Raw genomic sequence first — 20699 nt, forward strand, 5'->3', positions numbered from 1 at the left:
ATGGAGCTGACTGATACTAATCGGTCGAGGGCATGACCAAGCAAGGTGATAGGTAGGATGAAGAAAATATTTCTTGTATGCAGTTTTGAAGGTATATATAAAAGGTAAAAAGCAATCAACATATGTTGGTTGCTTTTTTTACAGAAAAAATATCAGTGAGAGAATTTTTATATTTATTTACAACAAGATTTATGATCAAATTCAGGATTAAATGCGTAGAAGTTTTTACTATCTAATTTATCCTGGACAATTCTGAGGCTTTCTCCAAAACGTTGATAATGAACAATTTCACGTTCGCGAAGGAATCGGATAGGATCACAGACTTCAGGATCTTTGATAAGACGCAAAATATTATCATAGGTAGTACGGGCTTTTTGTTCGGCAGCCATATCTTCATGAAGATCTGTAATAGGGTCACCTTTAGACTGGAAAGTTGTAGCACTCCAAGGAGTTCCACTGGCAGCCTGTGGCCAAAGAGCAAGTGTATGGTCAACATAATATTTATCAAAACCGGATTTTTCTAGCTGTTCCGGAGTCAGATTGCGTGTGAGCTGGTGTACAATGGCGCATACGATTTCCATATGGGCAAATTCTTCGGTAGCAATGTCTGTTAGTGTGCCAATTACTTCATTATAAGGCATGGTATATCTCTGAGAAAAATATCTCAAAGAAGCTCCTAATTCTCCATCCGGTCCACCGAACTGTGATAAGATAATCTGAGCAATCTTCGGATTTGTCTGAGTAATTTTAACAGGGTATTGTAACCGTTTTTCATAATTCCACATAAATTAACATCCTCCTTCCTGCCATGGCCAAGGTTCATTGATCCATTTCCAGCAATCCATAGGTGTATTTGCAGTATCCAGTGTTAGAGGTCCATAATATTTTGCGTATTCCTTTAAGGCCTGCACACGCTGTTTTTTAAATTCATCAAAGAATTCCAGGGCTTCAGGACAATTTGGATGTGTGTCGAGAAATAATTTTACGTCATCAACAGCAAAACTTACGATATTGATCCATTCCAGAAGCTCTTTTTTACAAGGTCTGTTTTCATTCATCGAGGGCTACCACCTTTCCAACAAAATGGAAGATTCAGTTCGGCAAAAATAGTTCCGCACCGGAATCCTTTTTCAACTTCATAGAGAGAACGCCACTCCTGCCATGGAACATAGGCCATTGCAATGGAAAGACCGCTTAATTTGTCGTGATCGTAAATATTACAGCACGGACGGGACGGTGTGGACGGTGATACAGAAGGCGGCATTGTTCTATTGCTTCCACCGACATGACATCCGTTAGAATGGTTTTGACGCATATAATCCGGCGTATTATAACGATAATTTGGCATTTAAAGTACTCCTTTCGATAAGATTATGCAATAATAGTATATGAAAATTAAAGAAAGTTGTGAATCAGACAGTTGTTTTTAAGAACGTATCTGAGTATAATAGATACGATTGGAGAGTAGAATATGGTAAAAGAAAATAAAAAAAGAAGCACGAATACCAGAGTGAAAAAGAAAGAACACAGCATCGCATACTTCGATTACAGTCTGTTGGCAATATTGATCTGCCTGATCTGCTTTGGACTGGTCATGCTATATAGTACGAGCTCTTACAGCGCAATGATGAAACAAAACGGAGACAGCCTGTTTTACTTTAAAAGACAAGTCCTGTTCTGCATTGTGGGTTTGATCGGGATGTGGATCGTAAGTAGAATAGATTATCATTGGTATTTTGAAAGATCAAAGTTCTTCTATTTTATTTCTATTTTTATGATGTTCCTTGTAAAGACACCATTGGGAAAAGAAGTAAATGGAGCAAAAAGATGGATTAAACTTCCGTTCGGACAGCAGCTACAGCCGGCAGAGATTGCCAAGATTGCGATCATATTGTTTATTCCGGCATTGATCTGTACGATGGGAAGAGAGATAAAGACGCTGGAAGGAATTGTGAAAGTACTGGCATGGGGGGCTTTTTCAGCAACAGTAGTCTTTATTATTACAGAAAATTTAAGTACGGCAATTATTGTTATGGGAATTACGTGTATTATGATTTTTGTGGTACATCCAAAGACAAGAATATTTATCATAATTGCCGTAGGAATTATTTTAATAGGAATTGTCGGTGCGAGGGTTCTTGGTATGGCAATGGAGACCAGTGGGAACTTCCGTCTGAGACGTATTCTAGTATGGCTGAATCCAGAGAAATATGCATCAGAAGGCGGCTACCAGATCATGCAGGCATTGTACGCAATTGGATCAGGAGGATTTTTTGGAAAAGGTCTTGGTAACAGTGCCCAGAAAATGATCATTCCAGAAGTTCAGAATGATATGATTCTTTCTATTATCTGTGAGGAGCTTGGAGTATTTGGTGCAATCATGGTTCTGATCCTGTTCGGAATGCTTCTGTACAGATTATTATTTATTGCGCAGAATGCACCGGATCTTTATGGTTCATTAGTGGTGAGCGGAATATTTGCACATATTGCATTGCAGGTAATATTAAATGTTATGGTTGTGATCAATTGTATTCCGACAACAGGAATCACACTTCCCTTTATCAGCTATGGCGGTACGTCGGTGCTATTCTTAATGGCGGAAATGGGACTGGCATTGGGAGTCTCTTCAAAGATTAAAATTGCTGAATAAAAAGCTTTCATTTCTTTTTCAAATATGCTATGATAAATAATGTAGTATTTAAAACTACTTCTGATGAGAATAGATGACTCGGAAAGAGTTTTGATATCAATAATATAAAGTAATAATACGTTACATTGGGAGGAATATATGAGTTACAAGATTATCATAGATAGTTGTGGTGAATTGACAGAAGAAATGAAGAAATCGGGGAATTTCGAGACAGCTTCGTTACAGATCGATGTTGGCGGACATCATATCGTAGATGATGAAACATTTGATCAGGCAGATTTTTTGAAGAAGATCAGAGAATCTGAAGAATGCCCGAAGTCATCATGTCCGTCTCCGGAACGTTATATGGAAGAATATCACTGTGAGGCAGAGCACATATATGCAGTGACGTTGTCTGCAGAACTCAGCGGTTCTTATAACAGTGCGGTACTTGGAAAGAATTTATATGAAGAAGAATACGGAGAGAAGGATATTTACGTATTTAATTCCAGATCGGCATCGGTAGGAGAGACGCTGATCGGGTTGAAGATTGCCGAATGTGAGAAAAAAGGACTCAGCTTTAAGGAAGTAATTGATACAGTAGAAGCTTATATTGAAGAGCAGCATACCTATTTCTTACTGGAAACATTGGATATACTGAAAAAGAACGGAAGACTGAAAGGGTTAAAAGCAGTGGTCGCAACGGCATTAAATATTAAGCCGGTGATGGGATCTACTCCGGATGGAAATATTCAACAGCTTGCAAATACAAGAGGAATGAAAAAAGGGCTGGTCAGAATGGTGGAACAAATAGTGGCTGATCTTAAGAACCCGGAAGAGAAGATACTTGCGATCTCTCACTGCAATTGCAGAGAACGCGCAGAGACAGTGAAAAATATGCTTCTTGAAAAAGCAGGATTCAAAGATATTATTATTGTAGATACTGCGGGAATCAGTAGTATGTATGCAGCTGACGGAGGCGTGATTGTAGTTGTATAATCCGATGGAGTGTGGTAGAATAGATACATCGGAAAAAAAGGAGCAAAAGAACTATGAGTCAGGCAAAAGTAGATAAATATAAAGAAGCGAAGAAAAACCGGAAGAAGCAGATGAAAAAAGAAAAGATACAAAGCTATCTGCGCAGAGGTGTGGCATGTATCGTTGCAGCAGCACTGATAGGAATGGCAGGTTTTTCTATATATAATATATATGAGTCAAAACAGCCGAAGCAGGAAGTAACGGTTGATTATTCTGCAATAGCAAGTCTCAGTCAGTCTTTGTCAGATAACGGAACGTCGGCCGAATAGAGAAGAAGAAAGAAAAATGCGAGTGAACAGGAAAAATCCTGTTCACTATTTTTTTGCCTTAAAATTCTCTTAATTTCCCTAAAAGGCTTGAAAACAGTAAAAAAGTAGTTTACAATGGGTTCAAGTGGTAGAAAGTGGTGAAAAGTGGAACAAAGTGGTATGAAAATGGATGAAGCCGGAAAGGAAGAATAACTGATTTTACCGGAAGAACTTCAGAAGATACCACCGGGAAAAGGAGAATTCTATGCTGAAAGGAGAGTACAGTCATAATATTGATGCCAAAGGGCGGCTGATCATTCCGGCCAAGTTTCGTGACGATTTAGGGGAGCATTTCGTCATTACAAAAGGAATGGAGAATTGTCTGTACGTATATCCGGAAGCAGAATGGAACACTTTTGAAGAAAAACTTAATGCATTGCCAACCACCACTGACAAAAAAGCACGTGCGTTTGCATATTTCTTTCAGGGAAGTGCAGCGGACGGCGACCTTGATAAGCAAGGCAGAACTCTAATCCCTTCTGTACTGCGTACATTTGCACATCTGGATAAAGAAGTTGTATTCATCGGTATGGGGAAGCGTGCCGAGATCTGGGATAAGGCAAGATGGGATGAAAAGAATGCTGAAGTGGAACTTAACATTGAAGATATTGCATCTGATATGGAAGAAAACGGATTCAGTATCTAGAGGGAGAAGATATGGGATTCGAACACAAATCAGTATTACTGAATGAGACAATTGAAGGATTAAACATCAAGCCGGATGGTATCTATGTAGACGGAACGCTTGGTGGAGGCGGACATGCATACGAGGTGTGCAGGCGTCTCGGTGAAAAAGGGAGTATTATAGGAATAGACCAGGATGAAGCAGCAATCGAAGCTGCAGGCATCCGATTAAAAGACTTCGGGGAGAAGGTCACAATAATCCGAAGCAATTATTGTGATATGAAGTCGAAGCTTCAAGAACAGGGAATTGACAAGGTCGATGGAATAGTACTTGATCTGGGCGTATCTTCTTATCAGTTAGATACGGCAGATCGGGGATTTTCCTATCGCGAAGATGCACCTCTGGATATGAGAATGGACAGACGTCAGAAGATGACTGCCAGAGACATCGTCAATGATTACTCAGAGATGGATTTGTACCGCGTGATCAGAGACTACGGGGAGGATAAGTTTGCAAAAAATATTGCAAAACATATCGTGGCGGCACGCGGGAAAAGTCCGATTGAAACAACGGGGCAGCTGACAGAGATCATCAGAGCTTCAATACCAATGAAATATCAGAAAAAATCCGGACATCCTGCAAAGAGAACATTTCAGGCTATTCGGATTGAACTGAACAGAGAATTAGAAGTATTGAAAAATTCTCTGGATGACATGATTGAAATACTAAACCCGGGTGGAAGATTGTGTATTATTACATTCCATTCGCTGGAAGACCGGATTGTAAAGAGTGCATTTAAGAAAAATGAGAATCCATGCACCTGCCCTCCGGATTTTCCTGTGTGTGTATGTGGCAATGTTTCTAAAGGGCGTGTTGTTACCAGAAAGCCGATTCTTCCAAGTGAAGAAGAATTAGAGTATAACAGTCGTTCTAAAAGTGCGAAACTCAGAATATTTGAGCGTTCTTAATGAAGAATGATATGTGATCAGACAGAAAGGAGTGGCGTAGATGGCAGCAAGAAGATCTTATGCAAGCGATAGACGCCAGTCCGGTGGATATCGTTCCATGCAGTATGGAAGCAGACAGGCTTATATGTATGGTAATATAGTTACCAAGCCGGAATATGAACCGCGAAGAAGAAAATCATCTGCAAAACCAAAAAAGAAAGTAAGCAGACAGGTGCAGAAGAACAGAAATCGTGCACTGCATATGAATGCAGCTTATGTGATTTTTCTCGCAGTTGCAGCAACTGTTGTGCTGTTATTGTGCGTTAATTATGTACGCTTACAGTCGGAACTGACTCGAAGATCCAAACATGTCACTGCATTACAGGAAGAACTGGCGGATCTGAAAGAGGAAAATACGACAAAATATAACGCAGTAGTGGATTCTGTCAATCTTGACGAGATCCGGGAAAGAGCGATCAATCAACTTGGCATGACATATGCTGCGGCTGATCAGATCGTGGAATATGATAATCCTGCTTCAGACTATGTAAAACAGTATGAAAATATTCCGGAAAATGGTGTACTTGCTCAGTCAGACAAGAATAAGAAATAGGTGGAAATATGGCAAGAAAGAAGAAAAATTTCTTTAAGAAAAAAATTTCAGGCCTTATGCAGAGAAAGCTAGTAATGCTCTTTGGAGTAATCATACTAGCTTTTGTTTTCTTGATAGGGTGGATTACTTATATCAATGCTTCGAAAGGAGAAAAATATACCAAAGTCGTGCTGGATCAACAACAGTATAATAACCGTACGATTCCATTTAAACGTGGAGATATCGTAGACCGTAACGGTACGAAACTTGCGACAAGTGAGAGAGTATATAATGTTGTAGTCGATGCCAAAGTGATAACAAGTAACAAAAAGTATATGAATCCGACAGTAAAAGTATTGGCAGAGTGCTTCAGTTTGAAGAAGAAAGCAATACGTACTCAGGTGAAGAAGAATCCGAACAGCCGGTATATTGTCCTGAAAAAAGGAGTCAGCTATGCAAAGGCGCAGGAATTTGAGAAGATTACAGCAGATACGAAGCATAATCCTAATGTGCAGGGCGTATGGCTGGAGGAAGATTATACAAGGCAATATCCGTATAAAACACTGGCAAGTGATGTAATCGGATTTACAACGAATGGAAATGTAGGAAGTAATGGAATAGAGGCATCATATAATTCCATTCTGAATGGAACAGATGGCAGGGAGTATGGGTATCTGGATGAAAGTTCTGGATTTGAAAGAACTGTGAAGGAACCGGATAATGGAAGCACTGTTGTATCAACAATTGATCTTCAGGTGCAGAGTATTGTAGAACAGCATATACTTGCATTTAACGAAGAACACAAGGATGAAGAGACAGAGGGAGAAGGAAGTAAGAATACCGGAGTGATCGTGATGAATCCTCAGAATGGAGAGATTCTTGCAGAAGCTTCGTATCCGAATTATGATCTGAATCATCCAAGAGATCTGACAAAGTATTATACAAAAGCACAGCTGAAAAAGATGACGGATAAAGAAAAGCTGAATATACTGAATGATCTTTGGAATAATTATTGTGTCAGCAATACTTATGAACCGGGATCGACATTCAAACCATTTACCATATCGGCAGGTCTTGAACTTGGAGATCTTACAGGAAATGAGAATTATGTCTGTGGCGGTGTATTGCACGTGGGAGATCATGACATTCACTGTAGTAACAGATCAGGACACGGGCCGGAGACGTTGAAACAGGCTTTGGAGAATTCGTGCAACGTTGCACTGATGCAGATCGGTGAAAGTATCGGAACAGAAGAATTCTGCAGGTATCAAAGATTGTTTGGGTTCGGAGAATATACAGGAATCGATCTTCCGGGAGAGGGAGAGACAAGCGGACTGTTGTATACACCGGCGACTATGGATCCGGCCAGTCTGGCGACAAATGCATTTGGGCAGAATTTTAATGTTACAATGACTCAGATGGCGGCATCTTTCTGTTCGCTGCTCAATGGCGGCAATTATTATGAGCCGCATGTTGTAAAGCAGATTCAGGATGAAAATGGAAATGTTACAGAGAACAAAGATCCGGTGCTGGTTAAGAAAACAATTTCAAAAGAGACCAGTGATATCATTAAGGATTATATGCTGGGAGTTGTTGAGGAAGGAACCGGTGCGAGTGCGGCGGTAGAGGGGTATGCTGTCGGAGGTAAGACCGGTACAGCCGAGAAGCTGCCTCGTGGAAATGGAAAATATCTTGTTTCTTTCATCGGATATGCACCACAGGAAAATCCACAGGTTATGGTGTATGTTGTCATTGATGAGCCAAACTCGGCTGTTCAGGCAAACAGTGGTTATGCAACACAGCTTGCATCACAGATCATGACAGATATATTCCCTTATCTTGGAGTAGAGAAAAAAGATGGTGCGTCTGATACTATAGAAACATCCGCAGAAGAGACAACAACACAGACAGCACAGGAATAACTGTAAAAGTATATGGAATTCATAACCTCATAGAAGTTTTCATAAATTATAAGAAAAACTTCTATGAGGATTTTTTATTATGAAAAACAAAACATTTCATAAAAGAAAAATACTGGTGGTATTCGCCGGAGCCTTTGCGATGATATTTGTTTTGATCGGAAGACTGACCTATCTTATGGTATTTGATGCAGAATATTATCAGAAAAAAGCGGAAGATCTGCATGAGAGGGAGCGTGACATTAAGGCTGCGAGAGGAGAAATCCTTGACAGGAATGGGAAAGTTTTGGCAACAAACCGGACGGTATGTACAATTTCTGTGATCCATAGTCAGATCAGGGAAGCGGAAACAGTCATTGATAACTTATCGGAACTTCTTGAAATGAATAGCAGTGAGGTGCGCAAACGTGTGGAAAAGATATCATCCATAGAAAGGATAAAATCAAATGTGGATAAAAAAACGGGAGATAAGATCCGAAATCTGGGGATGGCAGGAGTAAAAGTAGATGAAGATTTTAAAAGATTTTATCCATATGATGCGCTTGCCTCTAAAGTATTGGGGTTTACCGGAGCTGACAATCAGGGAATCATCGGACTTGAGGTAAAATATGATAAATATCTGAAAGGTGTTGACGGTAAGATCCTGACAACAACAGATGCAAGAGGAATCGAACTGGATGGTGTCGCAGAAGACAGAAAAGAGCCAGTGGCAGGGAATACATTAAAGATCAGTCTGGATTATAATATGCAGAAGTATGCTATGCAGATGGCGGAAAAAGTGCGGCAGGAAAAGCAGGCGGAAAAAACGGCAATTCTTCTTATGAATCCTCAGAACGGGGAAATATATGCGATGGTAAACGTTCCGGAATTCAATCTGAACCGGCCGTTTGAGCTGAATACGGAAGAAGAGTCGGATGAAAATATGACGGATGAGCAGAAGCAGGATGCTCTGAATCAGATGTGGAGAAACGGATGTATCAACGATACTTATGAGCCGGGGAGCACATTTAAGATCATTACAGCATCTGCAGGTCTGGAAGAAGGGGTAGTCCGTCTTACAGATCAGTTTCAATGTCCCGGATATAAAATGGTAGAAGACCGCAGGATACGGTGTCATAAGGTGGGAGGGCATGGTACGGAGAACTTTGTGCAGGGTATACAGAACTCATGCAATCCGGTATTTATAGAACTGGGACTTCGTATCGGAGTCGATAGATTTTGCGATTATTTTCATAAGTTTGGTCTGATGAATCTGACGGGGGTAGATATCCCGGGAGAAGCAGGGACGATCATGCATAAAAAGGAAAATATCGGACAGGTAGAACTGGCTACGATCAGTTTTGGACAGTCGTTCCAGATTACACCAATCCAGCTTGCAGCGACAGTAAGTGCACTGATCAATGGGGGAAAGAGAGTGACGCCGCACTTTGGAACGGAGATCCTGAATGAAGACGGGAAAGTAACGAAAGAATTTCACTATAGTGAAAAAAAGCATATTGTTTCGGAAAAGACATCTGAGACTATGAGGATACTTCTGGAAAGTGTCGTTTCTGAAGGGTCCGGAAAGAATGCGTATGTGGAAGGATACAGAATCGGAGGCAAGACGGCGACCTCCCAGACATTACCGAGAAGTGCGAACAAGTACATATCTTCTTTTGTGGGATTTGCCCCGGCAGATGATCCAAAGATCCTGGGAATGTGTGTGATCTATGATCCGCAGGGAATTTATTACGGAGGTACGATCGCAGCTCCGGTAATCGGTAATATTTTCGAAAATATATTGCCTTATCTTGGCATTGAAAAACAATTGGAAATGCAGTATACTAGGTAAAGTTAGAGATTAACTGAATAACAAAAGAATTAAAGAGGTGGATTATGGATTATAAGGTGTTTATTCCGGTATTGATTTCATTTGTGTTAAGTGTGATTCTTGGTCCTCTTGTGATACCTGTACTCAGAAGACTTAAGATGGATCAGACGGAGAGAGAAGATGGAGTGCAGTCTCATTTGAAGAAAGCAGGAACTCCGACGATGGGAGGCGTAATGATCCTGTTGGCGGTTGTGATCACTTCCGTTATTTATATCGGACGTTATCCGAAGATCATTCCGATCCTGTTTTTGACACTTGGATTTGGTCTGATCGGATTTTTGGATGATTATCTGAAAGTTGTAATGAAACGTTCGGACGGGTTATATCCAAAGCAGAAGATGGCACTTCAGATCGTGGTAACAGCAATCTTTGCATTTTATATGGTGAAATTTGCAGGGGTTCCACTTACAATGCTGATTCCTTTTAGTGGGGGAAGATATCTGAACATTGGATGGCTGGCAATTCCATTGATGTTCTTTGTAGTGATCGGAACCGTAAATGGTGTGAATTTTACAGATGGACTGGACGGCCTGGCATCCAGTGTTACGGTTTTGGTTGCAACATTCTTTACGGTTGTCGCAATTGGAACAAAAAGCGGAATTGAGCCGATTACCTGTGCGGTGGTGGGAGCACTCCTTGGATTTCTGCTGTTTAATGTATATCCGGCAAGTGTGTTTATGGGGGATACGGGTTCCCTGGCGCTGGGAGGATTTGTAGCATCCGCAGCATATATGCTCCAGATGCCGATTTTCATCATCATTGTTGGATTTATCTATCTGGTAGAAGTATTATCCGTTATGATCCAGGTAACATATTTTAAAAAGACCGGCGGTAAAAGAATCTTTAAGATGGCGCCGATACATCATCATTTTGAACTGTGCGGATGGTCAGAGACAAGAGTTGTTGCAGTATTTTCGATTATCACAGCAATTTTATGCCTGATCGCACTGATGGCTATGTAGGAGGGTAACATGGAAGTAAAAGGAAAAAAAGTACTTGTATTTGGTCTTGGGATCAGTGGAATCGGAGCTGGAAAGATTCTGGAAAGACAGGGAGCGGAAGTCGTACTGTATGATGGAAATAAGAAGCTTATGGAAGAAAAAGTAAGACAGCAGTCCGGTGCAGACAGCAACGCAAAGATCATAATTGGTGAGTTTCCTGAAGAAATCCTTGCAGAACTTGATATGACTGTATTAAGTCCGGGAGTTCCGACAGACCTTCCGGTGATCGAAAAGATGCGTAAGCAGGGAATTACGGTTATCGGAGAGGTGGAGCTTGCTTATCAGTTTGGAAAAGGCGATGTTCTTGCTATTACAGGAACGAACGGCAAGACGACTACAACTACACTTCTTGGTGAGATTATGAAGAATTATCAGGATGATGTATTTGTTGTTGGAAACATTGGAACACCGTACACAACTGCAGTAGAAGATATGACAGAGAATTCGATCACGGTTGCGGAGATGAGCAGTTTCCAGTTGGAAAGTATTGTTGAATTCCGTCCGAGGGTCAGTGCAATTCTTAATTTTACACCGGATCATCTGAACCGGCATCATACGATGGAAGCGTATGTGAATGCAAAGAAGAATATTGCAAAGAATCAGACAGAAGAAGACTACTGTATCCTGAATTATGAAGACAAACTGACAAGGGAATTTGGCAATGAAGTAAAAGCCAGAGTTCTATATTTCAGCAGTCAGCGTAAACTGGAAGAGGGAATATATCTGGAAGAGGGAAATATCATCTACAATTATGAAGGTGTAAAAGAGACAATCTGCCATGTAGATGAACTGCAGATTCTTGGAACACACAATCACGAGAATGTTATGGCGGCATGTGCGATGGCAGCAGTTTACGGAGTTCCTGTAGGAGTGATCCGTGAAAGTGTGAAAGCGTTTGGTGGTGTGGAGCATCGTATTGAATATGTAACAGAGAAGAATGGAGTTACATATTATAACGATTCAAAAGGAACCAATCCGGATGCTGCGATCAAAGGAATCCAGGCAATGAAGCGTCCGACTGTTCTGATCGGTGGCGGATATGATAAAGGCTCTGAATATACAGAGTGGATAGAAAGTTTTGACGGAAAAGTAAAAAAACTGATTCTTCTTGGGGATACCAGAGAAAAAATTGCTGCTGACGCTGAAAAGTGCGGATTTACTGATTATATGTTTGTAGATTCATTTGAAGAAGCAGTGCTCACGGCAGCGAAGATTGCAAAAGAGGGAGAAGCGGTTCTGCTTTCACCGGCATGTGCAAGCTGGGATATGTTCCCAAGTTACGAAGTACGCGGAGAGAAGTTCAAAGAGATTGTAAATTCCTTATAAGGAGTGAACGGGTTGAAGTATTCGTGGCAGTCAGAACAAACGGAACAGAAAAAATGTGACAGAGTTCTGATATTAGTACTGGCAATCATTATCGTAACTGGTCTTGTGATTCTCTACAGCACAAGTGCATATAATGGAGAGATAAAATTCCAGGATACGTTTTATTATCTGAAAAAACAGGTATTTGCAACGCTTCTCGGGATTATGGGTATGTGGTGTATAGCGAATATAGACTATCATATCTGGAAAAAGTGGGCAGTTCCGGGATATCTGTTATCTATTTTACTCGGAGTACTGGTAATGTTGTTCGGAGAAGAATACAATGGGTCCAAAAGATGGTTGTCTTTTGGACCATTTTCTTTTCAGCCATCGGAATTTGCAAAGGTTGCGGTGATTCTGTTCCTGACATATATCATACTAAGAAATGCAGAAAAAATGTGGAAATTTTCAACAGTCTGCAAGATTGTTATCAGTGTGCTGCCAATTGTAGGTCTGGTTGGGGCGAGCAATTTGAGCACAGCGGTTATTATTCTGGGAATAGCAGTCATCCTGGTATTTGTCGCAAGTCCGAAGTATGGGCAATTTGCGTGGATGGTGTGTCTGGGGTGTGCATTTATGGGGATATTTCTTGCTATGGAAAGTTACCGGCTTGAACGGCTGCAGATCTGGCAGCATCCGGAAAAATATGAGAAAGGCTATCAGACACTTCAGGGGCTGTATGCAATCGGATCAGGAGGATTGTTTGGCAGGGGACTTGGAAGCAGTATCCAGAAACTCGGATTTGTACCGGAAGCGCAGAATGATATGATATTTTCTATTATCTGTGAGGAAATGGGATTGATCGGGGCAGTATTTGTAATGTTATTATTTTTCATCCTGATATGGCGCTTTTTTATTATTGCATCTCATGCACCCGATCTGGAGGGAGCTTTGATCGCATCCGGCGCAATGGCACACATGATGATACAGGTAATTCTTAATATTGCGGTTGTGACAAATACCATACCGAATACGGGAATTACATTGCCATTCATCAGTTATGGAGGAACTTCGGTTATGTTCCTGCTTTTTGAAATGGGGCTTGTGTTGAATGTGTCATGTTTGGTAAAATAATATACATGTGGATGAAAGGAAGTTTGAATCATATATGGGAAACCAGAGGCCAAAGAAAAAACAAGGGAACAAGAAGAATGGAAAAAAGCATCATGTATATGCAGTGATTGTTCTGCTGCTGGCAGCAGCGATCATCATTATCGGAGGTATTTTGCTGTTCTATATTCAAGAAATAGAAGTAAGCGGAAATGAGTACTGTGACAGTCAGGAGATTGTGAATTGCGTGCAGAATGATAAGCTGTCGGATAATTCTTTATATGTAGTTGCAAAATATTCTATGGGAAAAGGAACCGTACCGAAATGTCTGGATTCTTTAAAAGTCAGAATGAAAAATCCGTGGACACTGCAGATTACGGTAAAAGAAAAGGCAATTACCGGGTGCGTGAAAACCGGAACAACCTATAGTTATTTTGATCAGAGTGGACTTGTGGTAAAACAATCTTCGGTAAAAGATGCGCAGATACCGGTTGTAGAGGGACTGAAGATAAAATCAGGCAAACTGTATAAGCAGATCCGAACATCAAATCAGACAAAATTTAATGAAATACTGGAAGCATGTGCAGAAAGTCAGAAATATGGGATATATCCGGAAAATGTGACGGTAAAACAGCAGCAGATCTATATGAAATTTGGAAATGTAAGTGCCTGTCTGGGAAGCCAGGTATCTGGTGAACAGATTGCTCAGATCAAGCCGATCTTAAAAAAGCTTGGTGATAAAGAGGGAATCCTGCATTTGGAGACCTATTCAGAGAATAACACTACGATTACTTTTGAGATGAAAGAAATTTCACAAGAAAATTAGAAAAATTAGAGAAATTCTATTGATATTTTACACGAAAGTCTATATTATATACTATATATAGCAAACTGAGTTCATCTCACTTGCTCTATCAATGGGATGTATAATATATAATAAGGATAACAAAGGAGGAGAAACCCTTGCTAGAAATTAAAACAAATGAATCAGAAGCAGCGGCAAAAATAATTGTTGTTGGAGTCGGTGGAGGCGGTAATAACGCAGTAAACCGAATGATTGATGAGCAGATTGCCGGTGTTGAATTTATAGCGATCAATACAGATAAACAGGCACTTCAGCTGTGTAAAGCTCCGACATTGATGCAGATCGGTGATAAGATCACAAAAGGTCTGGGAGCTGGTGCAAGACCAGAGATTGGTGAGAAAGCTGCAGAAGAAAGTGCAGAAGAAGTATCAGCAGCACTGAAAGGTGCTGATATGGTATTTGTAACTTGTGGTATGGGCGGCGGAACAGGAACAGGTGCTACACCGGTTGTTGCCCGCATTGCAAAAGAACAGGGAGCATTAACAGTTGGTGTTGTAACAAAGCCTTTCCGTTTTGAGTCAAAGACACGTATGAACAATGCCCTTGCAGGAATTGAAAAATTAAAAGAAAGTGTAGATACACTGATCGTAATCCCGAATGATAAACTGCTGGAAGTTGTAGACAGACGTACAACGATGCCGGAAGCTTTGAAGAAAGCTGACGAAGTGTTACAGCAGGGTATTCAGGGAATCACAGATCTGATCAATGTACCTTCACTGATTAACCTTGACTTCGCAGATGTACAGACAGTTATGACAGATAAGGGAATTGCCCACATTGGTATCGGTCAGGGACGTGGTGATGATAAAGCACTGGAAGCTGTAAAACAGGCTGTTGCCAGTCCGCTTCTGGAGACAACTATTGCCGGAGCATCTCATGTCATCATCAATGTATCCGGTGATATCACACTTATGGATGCATCCGATGCAGCAGAATATGTACAGGAACTGGCCGGAGAAGATGCGAACATCATTTTTGGTGCAATGTATGATGATTCCAGAGCAGACGAAGCTACAATTACTGTAATTGCTACAGGACTTCATAATGTTGGCGGAAGTGCTTCAAAATTAAAATCAAGACTGGAAAATCAGGGAAGAACATCTGCGATGCCACATGGTCAGCAAGGACATGCATCTGCATATGAGAGACCGGTACGTCAGAGCAGTGCAATGTATGGACAGCAGCAGGCAGTACGTACACCGCAGGCAGAACGTCCGGTATCACCAAGACTTGATTTCGGAACAACAACACAGAGAGAGACAACGGGAACTGCAACAAGACGTCCAATGGGTGGAACCACTCCTACACTGGATACACCTAGAACACCTACAAGCAAGGTGAAAGAACAGTCAATTAAAATTCCTGATTTCTTTAAAAAATAATCACATAAAGAATAGTACTACTTAGAATACAGAGAATATGCCGCAGGCAGTTTCTCTTACATACATTACTATAAGAAAGATCGTACACAGGTTGGCGTGAGCTGACTTGTATACGGTCTTTTTTTGTGTATCTTAGTTTTACTAATATGTTCGCAGGGTTACGAGAGCTGTCGAACGAAAAACGGAATCACATACAGTATCTGACAAAATCCTTTTGAAAAAATTTATATAATGTTACTTGTTTAAAAAAACAAATTTATTTCTGTGCACGGAAAGAGAAAGAAGGCCTGATGTGTACTATGAATTATATGTAGATGTGTTTTTTATGGTGAATTTTACAATGGATGCGATTCTTTTGATCCTTCTGAAGAAATTACTTGCCTGTCCGGCGGGGTATGGAAGGGTTTTTGCAGGAGCAGCAACTGGAGCCGCGATGACATGTATTGCAATTGTCATATTCAGGAAAACACCGGTATTAAGATTTGTAGTATTTCATGGAGTCATTAATGTAGTAATGATGAAGGCCGGCCTTGGAATAAAATGGGGCCGGGAATTGTTCAGAGGATGGGTGCTCTTGTATATAGAGTCATTTCTGCTGGGAGGTGTGTTCCAGTTCGTTCAACAGTATATAAGGCGGGGAAGTATGTTCTTTTTATTGGCTGTAATCAGTTACTACCTCGTGTCGGTAATCTGGAAAATCATTTTATTCTTTTCAGAGAAAGGAAATCGTTACTGTGAAGTCGAAGTGTTTTTTGGAGAAAAAAATGACAGACTGAGAGGACTGATAGATACAGGGAATACATTGAGTGATACGATCAGTAATGATCCTGTCAGTATTATAGACAGAGCATCTGTAAGAAGACTGACAGAGGAAAAGAAACCGGAACGATTCAGATATATTTCTTATCATTCCATCGGGAAAAAAGAGGGTGTGATGCCGGCGTTCCGGCTGGATAAGATGCAGATCATACGGGATGGAAACAAGATAAATGTGGAACATCCATTAGTGGCAGTAAGTGAAGAAGAATTAGGTTCAGAAAATTATCAGATGATTATCAATCCAGATATATTGACAGGAGGAAAGAAAAATGGTGATAAAAGTGGCAGTTCCACATCAGTTTAAATTGAAAGTTATTCCGGATTTCCGGTCTCTCTTTTTTTCGGACAAAAAAGACATTCATTATATAGGAGGATCGGATATTCTTCCGGCACCATTGGAAACAGAGGAAGAAAGAAAAGCAATACGGGGACTGGGGACAGAGAATGATGAACAGGCAAGAAAAATGCTGATTGAACACAATCTTCGTCTGGTTGTGTATATTGCAAAGAAATTTGATAATACCGGAGTAGGAGTTGAGGATTTGATTTCTATAGGTACAATTGGGTTGATAAAAGCAATTAATACGTTTGATCCAGATAAGAATATCAAACTTGCAACGTATGCATCCAGATGTATTGAAAATGAGATTCTGATGTATCTGAGGAGAAATAGTAAGACCAAGATGGAAGTGTCGATTGATGAGCCTTTAAACGTCGACTGGGATGGAAATGAACTGCTGTTGTCGGACATTTTGGGAACAGAGGAAGATGCTGTCTATAAGGATCTGGAAAATGATGCAGAGAAGAAAGTACTGATCAAAGCAATCAGCCGCCTGTCAGGAAGGGAACAGATGATCATCCGGATGAGGTTCGGTTTGGGGACAGCCGACGGAGAAGAAAAGACACAGAAAGAGGTGGCAGATATGCTTGGTATTTCCCAGTCTTACATATCCAGATTAGAGAAAAAGATTATGCAAAGATTGCGCCGGGAAATGGTGAAGTATTCCTGAAAATGTGCTACAATAAAAAGAAAAAGGGGTTGGTCATATGAGGCTTAGTTTTTTTGGAGCAGCCCATGAAGTGACTGGAAGCTGTCATCTTCTTGAAGCATGCGGAAAGAATATCTTGATTGACTGTGGAATGGAGCAGGGACCGGATCTTTACGAGAATCAGGAACTTCCGGTTGCACCGGGAGATGTAGATTACATTCTTCTGACACATGCACATATTGATCATTCCGGAAATATTCCGCTTCTGGTGAAAAAAGGATTTTCCGGGGAGATCATCACCACATTTGCAACGGCGGATCTTTGTGATATTATGCTTCGTGACAGCGCACATATTCAGGAATTTGAAGCGGAATGGAGAAACAGGAAGGCAAGAAGAAGCGGAGAACCGGAATACGAACCGATTTATACGGTTGCAGACGCAGATGCCGCAACGAAGCTTCTGGCACCGGTAGATTACGGACAGAAGATTACGTTGTGTGACGGAATTGAAGTAAGATTCAATGATGTGGGGCATCTGCTTGGATCGGCAAGCATTGAAGTATGGATAACCGAAGGAGATGTCTCAAAGAAGGTTGTATTTTCCGGAGATGTGGGAAATGTCAATCAGCCGATCATTAAAGATCCCCAGTTAGTAAAAGAGGCAGACTATCTGGTGATCGAATCTACATACGGAGACCGTACACATGGTGAGGATATTCCAGATTATGTGGGAGAGTTTACAAGGATTTTGAGAGAGACATTCCAAAAAGGCGGCAATGTGGTGATTCCTTCTTTTGCGGTTGGACGTACGCAGGAGATTTTGTACTTTATCCGTGAGATCAAAGAAAAGAATCTGCTTCCGGAATTTCCGGGATTTGAAGTATATGTGGACAGTCCGCTTGCAATCGAAGCGACGAATGTGTTTAATAAAAATGTCAAAGGATGTTTTGATGAGGAAGCAATGGAATTGGTAAATCAGGGGATTAATCCTCTGCTGTTCCGGGGTCTGAAGACGACGATTACCAGTGACGAGTCCAGACAGATCAACTTTGATACAAAACCGAAAGTTATCCTGTCTGCATCCGGTATGTGCGAAGCAGGACGGATCCGGCATCATTTGAAACACAATCTGTGGCGTCCGGAATGCACGATCTGTTTTGTGGGATATCAGGCAGTCGGAACGCTTGGAAGAAAACTGATTGAGGGTGCAGAGAGTGTAAAGCTGTTTGGAGAGAATATTACGGTCAATGCCAGGATCGAGGTATTGAAAGGAATCAGCGGACATGCAGATATGAATGGTCTTTTGGACTGGATTAGGGGATTTGAAAAAATACCGGACCGCGTAATGGTTGTGCATGGGGAAGATACAGTGACAGATCATTTTGCAAAACTGGTAGAAGATACATTCGGTTGTCCGGCATTCGCACCATATTCAGGTGGAACGGTAGACCTCGCAGCAAATGAGATTATAACGATCGGACAGAAGATTCCGAAAAAATCAGATGAGAAACCGAGTAAGCTTAAGAGTGCATCCGCATTTAATCGTCTGGTGGCAGCTGCAAAGCGTTTGCTGAACGTTGTGTATAAGAATGAAGGCCTGGCGAATAAAGATATGGCCAAGTTCGAGACCCAGATTCAGAATCTGGCAGATAAGTGGGATAGATAACGCAGAATCTGCCAGATGTCAAGGAGTAAAATTTTTTTTATTTGATAAGAAACCGCATAAGCCTGTGCGATAAGGAGCATCATCTTAATAGAAACTGATGGATGAGATTCTGACAGGAGGTCTGTAATGGCACAGGGAAAGGTAGAAATATGTGGTGTGAATACGGCAAAGCTTCCTATCCTGAATGAAGAGGAGAAGGAAGCTTTGTTTGTACGCATCAAAGAAGGAGACCGGGAAGCGAAAGAAGAGTACATTAAAGGAAATTTACGACTTGTCCTGAGCGTGATAAGACGATTTGGGGCAAGCGGGGAGAACCCGGATGATCTGTTCCAGATTGGGTGTATCGGACTGATTAAGGCGGTTAATAATTTTAACACAGAATTAGAGGTAAAATTTTCCACCTATGCAGTACCAATGATCATTGGAGAAATCAGAAGGTACATGAGAGATAACAATTCCATTCGTGTCAGCCGGTCACTCAGAGATACGGCATATAAAGCAATCTATGCAAGGGAAAGTTACAGAAAGAAGAACCAGAAAGAACCGACGGTGCAGGAAATTGCGACAGAAATTGGCATATCCAAAGAGGATATTATGTTTGCTTTGGATGCAATCCAGATACCGATGAGTCTGCAGGAACCGGTCTATAATGATGGTGGAGATGCATTGTATGTGATGGATCAATTGAGTGATCAGACGAATAAAGAAGAAAAATGGGTGGAAGACCTGTCACTGGAGGAAGCAATGAAGCATCTTGATGAACGGGAACGTTATATTATCAAGCTCCGGTTCTTTCAGGGAAGAACGCAGATGGAAGTTGCAAAGGAGATACGGATATCCCAGGCTCAGGTCAGCAGGCTGGAGAAGAATGCGTTGAAAACTATGCGCCAGTACCTTATCTAAGGGCTGGCGCATTTTTGGTATTGCATTTTTGACGGTCTCATACTATGATATTTGCAGGAGGAATTTGTATAATGAAAGCTTGTATATTTGATCTGGATGGAACATTAACAAATACATTGGAATCTATGACATATTCCGTAAATCTGACACTTGAGGAGATGGGACTTTCCAAGATCACAAAAGATCAGTGCAGGTTGTTCGTCGGGAATGGCGCCAGGGTATTAATGGAAAAGTCACTGAAAGCAGCCGGAGACACAGATGCTTCAAGGATTGAAGAGGGGATGGAAATATACGGACGTATATTTGACCGGAATTGTACATATCATGTAACACCTTATGAAGGAATCCCGGAGATGTTGAAAGCATTGAAAGATAAAGGAATTCACCTGGCAGTTCTTTCCAATAAGCCGGACCGTCAGACAGTAAAAGTTGTGAAAGCAATCTTTGGAGAAGAATTGTTTGATTATGCACAGGGACAGAAAGAAGGTATCCGAAGAAAACCGGAACCGGACGGAGTATGGTATCTTATAGAACAGATGCATGTATCAAAAGAAGAATGCCTGTATATCGGAGATTCAGAAGTTGATGCGGCAACCGGAAGGAATGCAGGCCTTAAGACGATAGGCGTGTTGTGGGGATTCCGGGACAGAAAAACGTTAGAAACTGCGGGAGCAGATGATCTGATCGACAGACCGGATGAACTGTTGCAGTTTGTGTAATATTACGATAAG

At 41.1% G+C, this 20699-nt stretch carries 21 protein-coding genes; 18 read left to right on the plus strand and 3 right to left on the minus strand.

Translation table 11 applies throughout. The features are described from left to right. Positions 1 to 173 precede the first annotated feature (173 nt). Genes OCV72_RS00005 through OCV72_RS00015 form a run of 3 tightly spaced genes read right to left on the minus strand, consistent with a single transcriptional unit; the run spans position 174 to position 1348 of the window. A complete protein-coding gene (locus tag OCV72_RS00005; protein WP_055280932.1) occupies positions 174 to 785 on the minus strand; it encodes a manganese catalase family protein in 612 nt (203 codons plus the stop codon). 3 nt (positions 786 to 788) lie between these two features. After that, positions 789 to 1058: a spore coat protein CotJB gene (locus tag OCV72_RS00010; RefSeq protein WP_055280934.1), complete on the minus strand. Its 270-nt coding sequence runs from the start codon at positions 1056 to 1058 to the stop codon at positions 789 to 791. After that, positions 1055 to 1348 (minus strand): spore coat associated protein CotJA, encoded by a 294-nt coding sequence (locus OCV72_RS00015; protein ID WP_226850725.1) that lies wholly within the window; start codon positions 1346 to 1348, stop codon positions 1055 to 1057. The genes OCV72_RS00010 and OCV72_RS00015 overlap by 4 nt, the downstream gene beginning before the upstream one ends. Positions 1349 to 1471: 123 nt before the next feature. Here OCV72_RS00015 and OCV72_RS00020 point away from each other — a divergent pair, with 123 nt between their 5' ends. The 18 genes from OCV72_RS00020 (at position 1472) to OCV72_RS00105 (ending at position 20687) form a co-directional block, all read left to right on the plus strand. Beyond that, positions 1472 to 2650, plus strand: a complete 1179-nt coding sequence (locus OCV72_RS00020; protein ID WP_055280936.1) for an FtsW/RodA/SpoVE family cell cycle protein — start codon at positions 1472 to 1474, stop codon at positions 2648 to 2650. 138 nt (positions 2651 to 2788) lie between these two features. Then, positions 2789 to 3628: a DegV family protein gene (locus OCV72_RS00025; RefSeq protein ID WP_055280938.1), complete on the plus strand. Its 840-nt coding sequence runs from the start codon at positions 2789 to 2791 to the stop codon at positions 3626 to 3628. Positions 3629 to 3681: 53 nt separating this feature from the next. Then, positions 3682 to 3936 (plus strand): hypothetical protein, encoded by a 255-nt coding sequence (locus OCV72_RS00030; protein WP_028086717.1) that lies wholly within the window; start codon positions 3682 to 3684, stop codon positions 3934 to 3936. A 244-nt stretch (positions 3937 to 4180) separates the two neighbouring features. Further along, complete coding sequence (gene mraZ / locus OCV72_RS00035; protein ID WP_028086716.1) at positions 4181 to 4621, plus strand: division/cell wall cluster transcriptional repressor MraZ; 441 nt, start codon at positions 4181 to 4183, stop codon at positions 4619 to 4621. Between the two features lie 11 nt (positions 4622 to 4632). Continuing rightward, positions 4633 to 5568, plus strand: a complete 936-nt coding sequence (gene rsmH, locus OCV72_RS00040; protein ID WP_028086715.1) for a 16S rRNA (cytosine(1402)-N(4))-methyltransferase RsmH — start codon at positions 4633 to 4635, stop codon at positions 5566 to 5568. Between the two features lie 40 nt (positions 5569 to 5608). Further along, a complete protein-coding gene (locus OCV72_RS00045) occupies positions 5609 to 6160 on the plus strand; it encodes a fused uroporphyrinogen-III synthase HemD/membrane protein HemX (protein ID WP_055280940.1) in 552 nt (183 codons plus the stop codon). Between the two features lie 8 nt (positions 6161 to 6168). After that, entirely contained in the window at positions 6169 to 8061 is a 1893-nt protein-coding gene (locus tag OCV72_RS00050; protein ID WP_055280942.1) for a peptidoglycan D,D-transpeptidase FtsI family protein, read from the plus strand. 79 nt (positions 8062 to 8140) lie between these two features. Then, entirely contained in the window at positions 8141 to 9889 is a 1749-nt protein-coding gene (locus OCV72_RS00055) for a peptidoglycan D,D-transpeptidase FtsI family protein (protein ID WP_055280944.1), read from the plus strand. 44 nt (positions 9890 to 9933) lie between these two features. Beyond that, on the plus strand, positions 9934 to 10890 hold the full coding sequence (gene mraY, locus OCV72_RS00060; RefSeq protein ID WP_028086711.1) for a phospho-N-acetylmuramoyl-pentapeptide-transferase: 957 nt from the start codon (positions 9934 to 9936) through the stop codon (positions 10888 to 10890). A 9-nt stretch (positions 10891 to 10899) separates the two neighbouring features. After that, complete coding sequence (murD, locus tag OCV72_RS00065; protein ID WP_055280947.1) at positions 10900 to 12255, plus strand: UDP-N-acetylmuramoyl-L-alanine--D-glutamate ligase; 1356 nt, start codon at positions 10900 to 10902, stop codon at positions 12253 to 12255. A 66-nt stretch (positions 12256 to 12321) separates the two neighbouring features. Next, complete coding sequence (locus OCV72_RS00070) at positions 12322 to 13368, plus strand: FtsW/RodA/SpoVE family cell cycle protein (protein ID WP_171029286.1); 1047 nt, start codon at positions 12322 to 12324, stop codon at positions 13366 to 13368. A gap of 34 nt (positions 13369 to 13402) precedes the next feature. After that, the gene (locus OCV72_RS00075; RefSeq protein ID WP_055280949.1) at positions 13403 to 14170 is read left to right on the plus strand and encodes a cell division protein FtsQ/DivIB; all 768 of its coding nucleotides are present in this window, start codon (positions 13403 to 13405) and stop codon (positions 14168 to 14170) included. Between the two features lie 137 nt (positions 14171 to 14307). Beyond that, positions 14308 to 15591: a cell division protein FtsZ gene (gene ftsZ, locus OCV72_RS00080; protein ID WP_028086707.1), complete on the plus strand. Its 1284-nt coding sequence runs from the start codon at positions 14308 to 14310 to the stop codon at positions 15589 to 15591. A 292-nt stretch (positions 15592 to 15883) separates the two neighbouring features. Next, positions 15884 to 16714 carry a sigma-E processing peptidase SpoIIGA gene (locus OCV72_RS00085; protein WP_028086706.1) on the plus strand — a complete coding sequence of 277 codons (831 nt, stop codon included), beginning with the start codon at positions 15884 to 15886 and terminating at the stop codon, positions 16712 to 16714. Then, a complete protein-coding gene (sigE, locus tag OCV72_RS00090) occupies positions 16680 to 17420 on the plus strand; it encodes an RNA polymerase sporulation sigma factor SigE (protein ID WP_055280951.1) in 741 nt (246 codons plus the stop codon). The genes OCV72_RS00085 and sigE overlap by 35 nt, the downstream gene beginning before the upstream one ends. A gap of 37 nt (positions 17421 to 17457) precedes the next feature. Beyond that, positions 17458 to 19065, plus strand: coding sequence for an MBL fold metallo-hydrolase RNA specificity domain-containing protein (locus OCV72_RS00095; protein WP_055280952.1), 1608 nt, complete (start codon positions 17458 to 17460; stop codon positions 19063 to 19065). Positions 19066 to 19191: 126 nt separating this feature from the next. Next, positions 19192 to 19968, plus strand: a complete 777-nt coding sequence (gene sigG, locus OCV72_RS00100) for an RNA polymerase sporulation sigma factor SigG (protein ID WP_055280954.1) — start codon at positions 19192 to 19194, stop codon at positions 19966 to 19968. Positions 19969 to 20039: 71 nt separating this feature from the next. Further along, positions 20040 to 20687 (plus strand): HAD family hydrolase, encoded by a 648-nt coding sequence (locus tag OCV72_RS00105; RefSeq protein WP_055280955.1) that lies wholly within the window; start codon positions 20040 to 20042, stop codon positions 20685 to 20687. Positions 20688 to 20699: the final 12 nt, after the last annotated feature.

Origin of the sequence: Dorea amylophila (genome assembly GCF_025567265.1) — a bacterium.
Taxonomy (GTDB): Bacteria; Bacillota; Clostridia; order Lachnospirales; family Lachnospiraceae; genus Dorea_A; species Dorea_A amylophila.

What these genes read in the sequence shown, in the direction of transcription:
- OCV72_RS00005 (WP_055280932.1), bottom strand. Translation starts at nt 785, where the DNA reads ATGTGGAATTATGAAAAACGGTTACAATACCCTGTTAAAATTACTCAG.
- OCV72_RS00010 (WP_055280934.1), bottom strand. Translation starts at nt 1,058, where the DNA reads ATGAATGAAAACAGACCTTGTAAAAAAGAGCTTCTGGAATGGATCAAT.
- OCV72_RS00015 (WP_226850725.1), bottom strand. Translation starts at nt 1,348, where the DNA reads ATGCCAAATTATCGTTATAATACGCCGGATTATATGCGTCAAAACCAT.
- OCV72_RS00020 (WP_055280936.1), top strand. Translation starts at nt 1,472, where the DNA reads ATGGTAAAAGAAAATAAAAAAAGAAGCACGAATACCAGAGTGAAAAAG.
- OCV72_RS00025 (WP_055280938.1), top strand. Translation starts at nt 2,789, where the DNA reads ATGAGTTACAAGATTATCATAGATAGTTGTGGTGAATTGACAGAAGAA.
- OCV72_RS00030 (WP_028086717.1), top strand. Translation starts at nt 3,682, where the DNA reads ATGAGTCAGGCAAAAGTAGATAAATATAAAGAAGCGAAGAAAAACCGG.
- mraZ (WP_028086716.1), top strand. Translation starts at nt 4,181, where the DNA reads ATGCTGAAAGGAGAGTACAGTCATAATATTGATGCCAAAGGGCGGCTG.
- rsmH (WP_028086715.1), top strand. Translation starts at nt 4,633, where the DNA reads ATGGGATTCGAACACAAATCAGTATTACTGAATGAGACAATTGAAGGA.
- OCV72_RS00045 (WP_055280940.1), top strand. Translation starts at nt 5,609, where the DNA reads ATGGCAGCAAGAAGATCTTATGCAAGCGATAGACGCCAGTCCGGTGGA.
- OCV72_RS00050 (WP_055280942.1), top strand. Translation starts at nt 6,169, where the DNA reads ATGGCAAGAAAGAAGAAAAATTTCTTTAAGAAAAAAATTTCAGGCCTT.
- OCV72_RS00055 (WP_055280944.1), top strand. Translation starts at nt 8,141, where the DNA reads ATGAAAAACAAAACATTTCATAAAAGAAAAATACTGGTGGTATTCGCC.
- mraY (WP_028086711.1), top strand. Translation starts at nt 9,934, where the DNA reads ATGGATTATAAGGTGTTTATTCCGGTATTGATTTCATTTGTGTTAAGT.
- murD (WP_055280947.1), top strand. Translation starts at nt 10,900, where the DNA reads ATGGAAGTAAAAGGAAAAAAAGTACTTGTATTTGGTCTTGGGATCAGT.
- OCV72_RS00075 (WP_055280949.1), top strand. Translation starts at nt 13,403, where the DNA reads ATGGGAAACCAGAGGCCAAAGAAAAAACAAGGGAACAAGAAGAATGGA.
- sigE (WP_055280951.1), top strand. Translation starts at nt 16,680, where the DNA reads ATGGTGATAAAAGTGGCAGTTCCACATCAGTTTAAATTGAAAGTTATT.
- OCV72_RS00095 (WP_055280952.1), top strand. Translation starts at nt 17,458, where the DNA reads ATGAGGCTTAGTTTTTTTGGAGCAGCCCATGAAGTGACTGGAAGCTGT.
- sigG (WP_055280954.1), top strand. Translation starts at nt 19,192, where the DNA reads ATGGCACAGGGAAAGGTAGAAATATGTGGTGTGAATACGGCAAAGCTT.
- OCV72_RS00105 (WP_055280955.1), top strand. Translation starts at nt 20,040, where the DNA reads ATGAAAGCTTGTATATTTGATCTGGATGGAACATTAACAAATACATTG.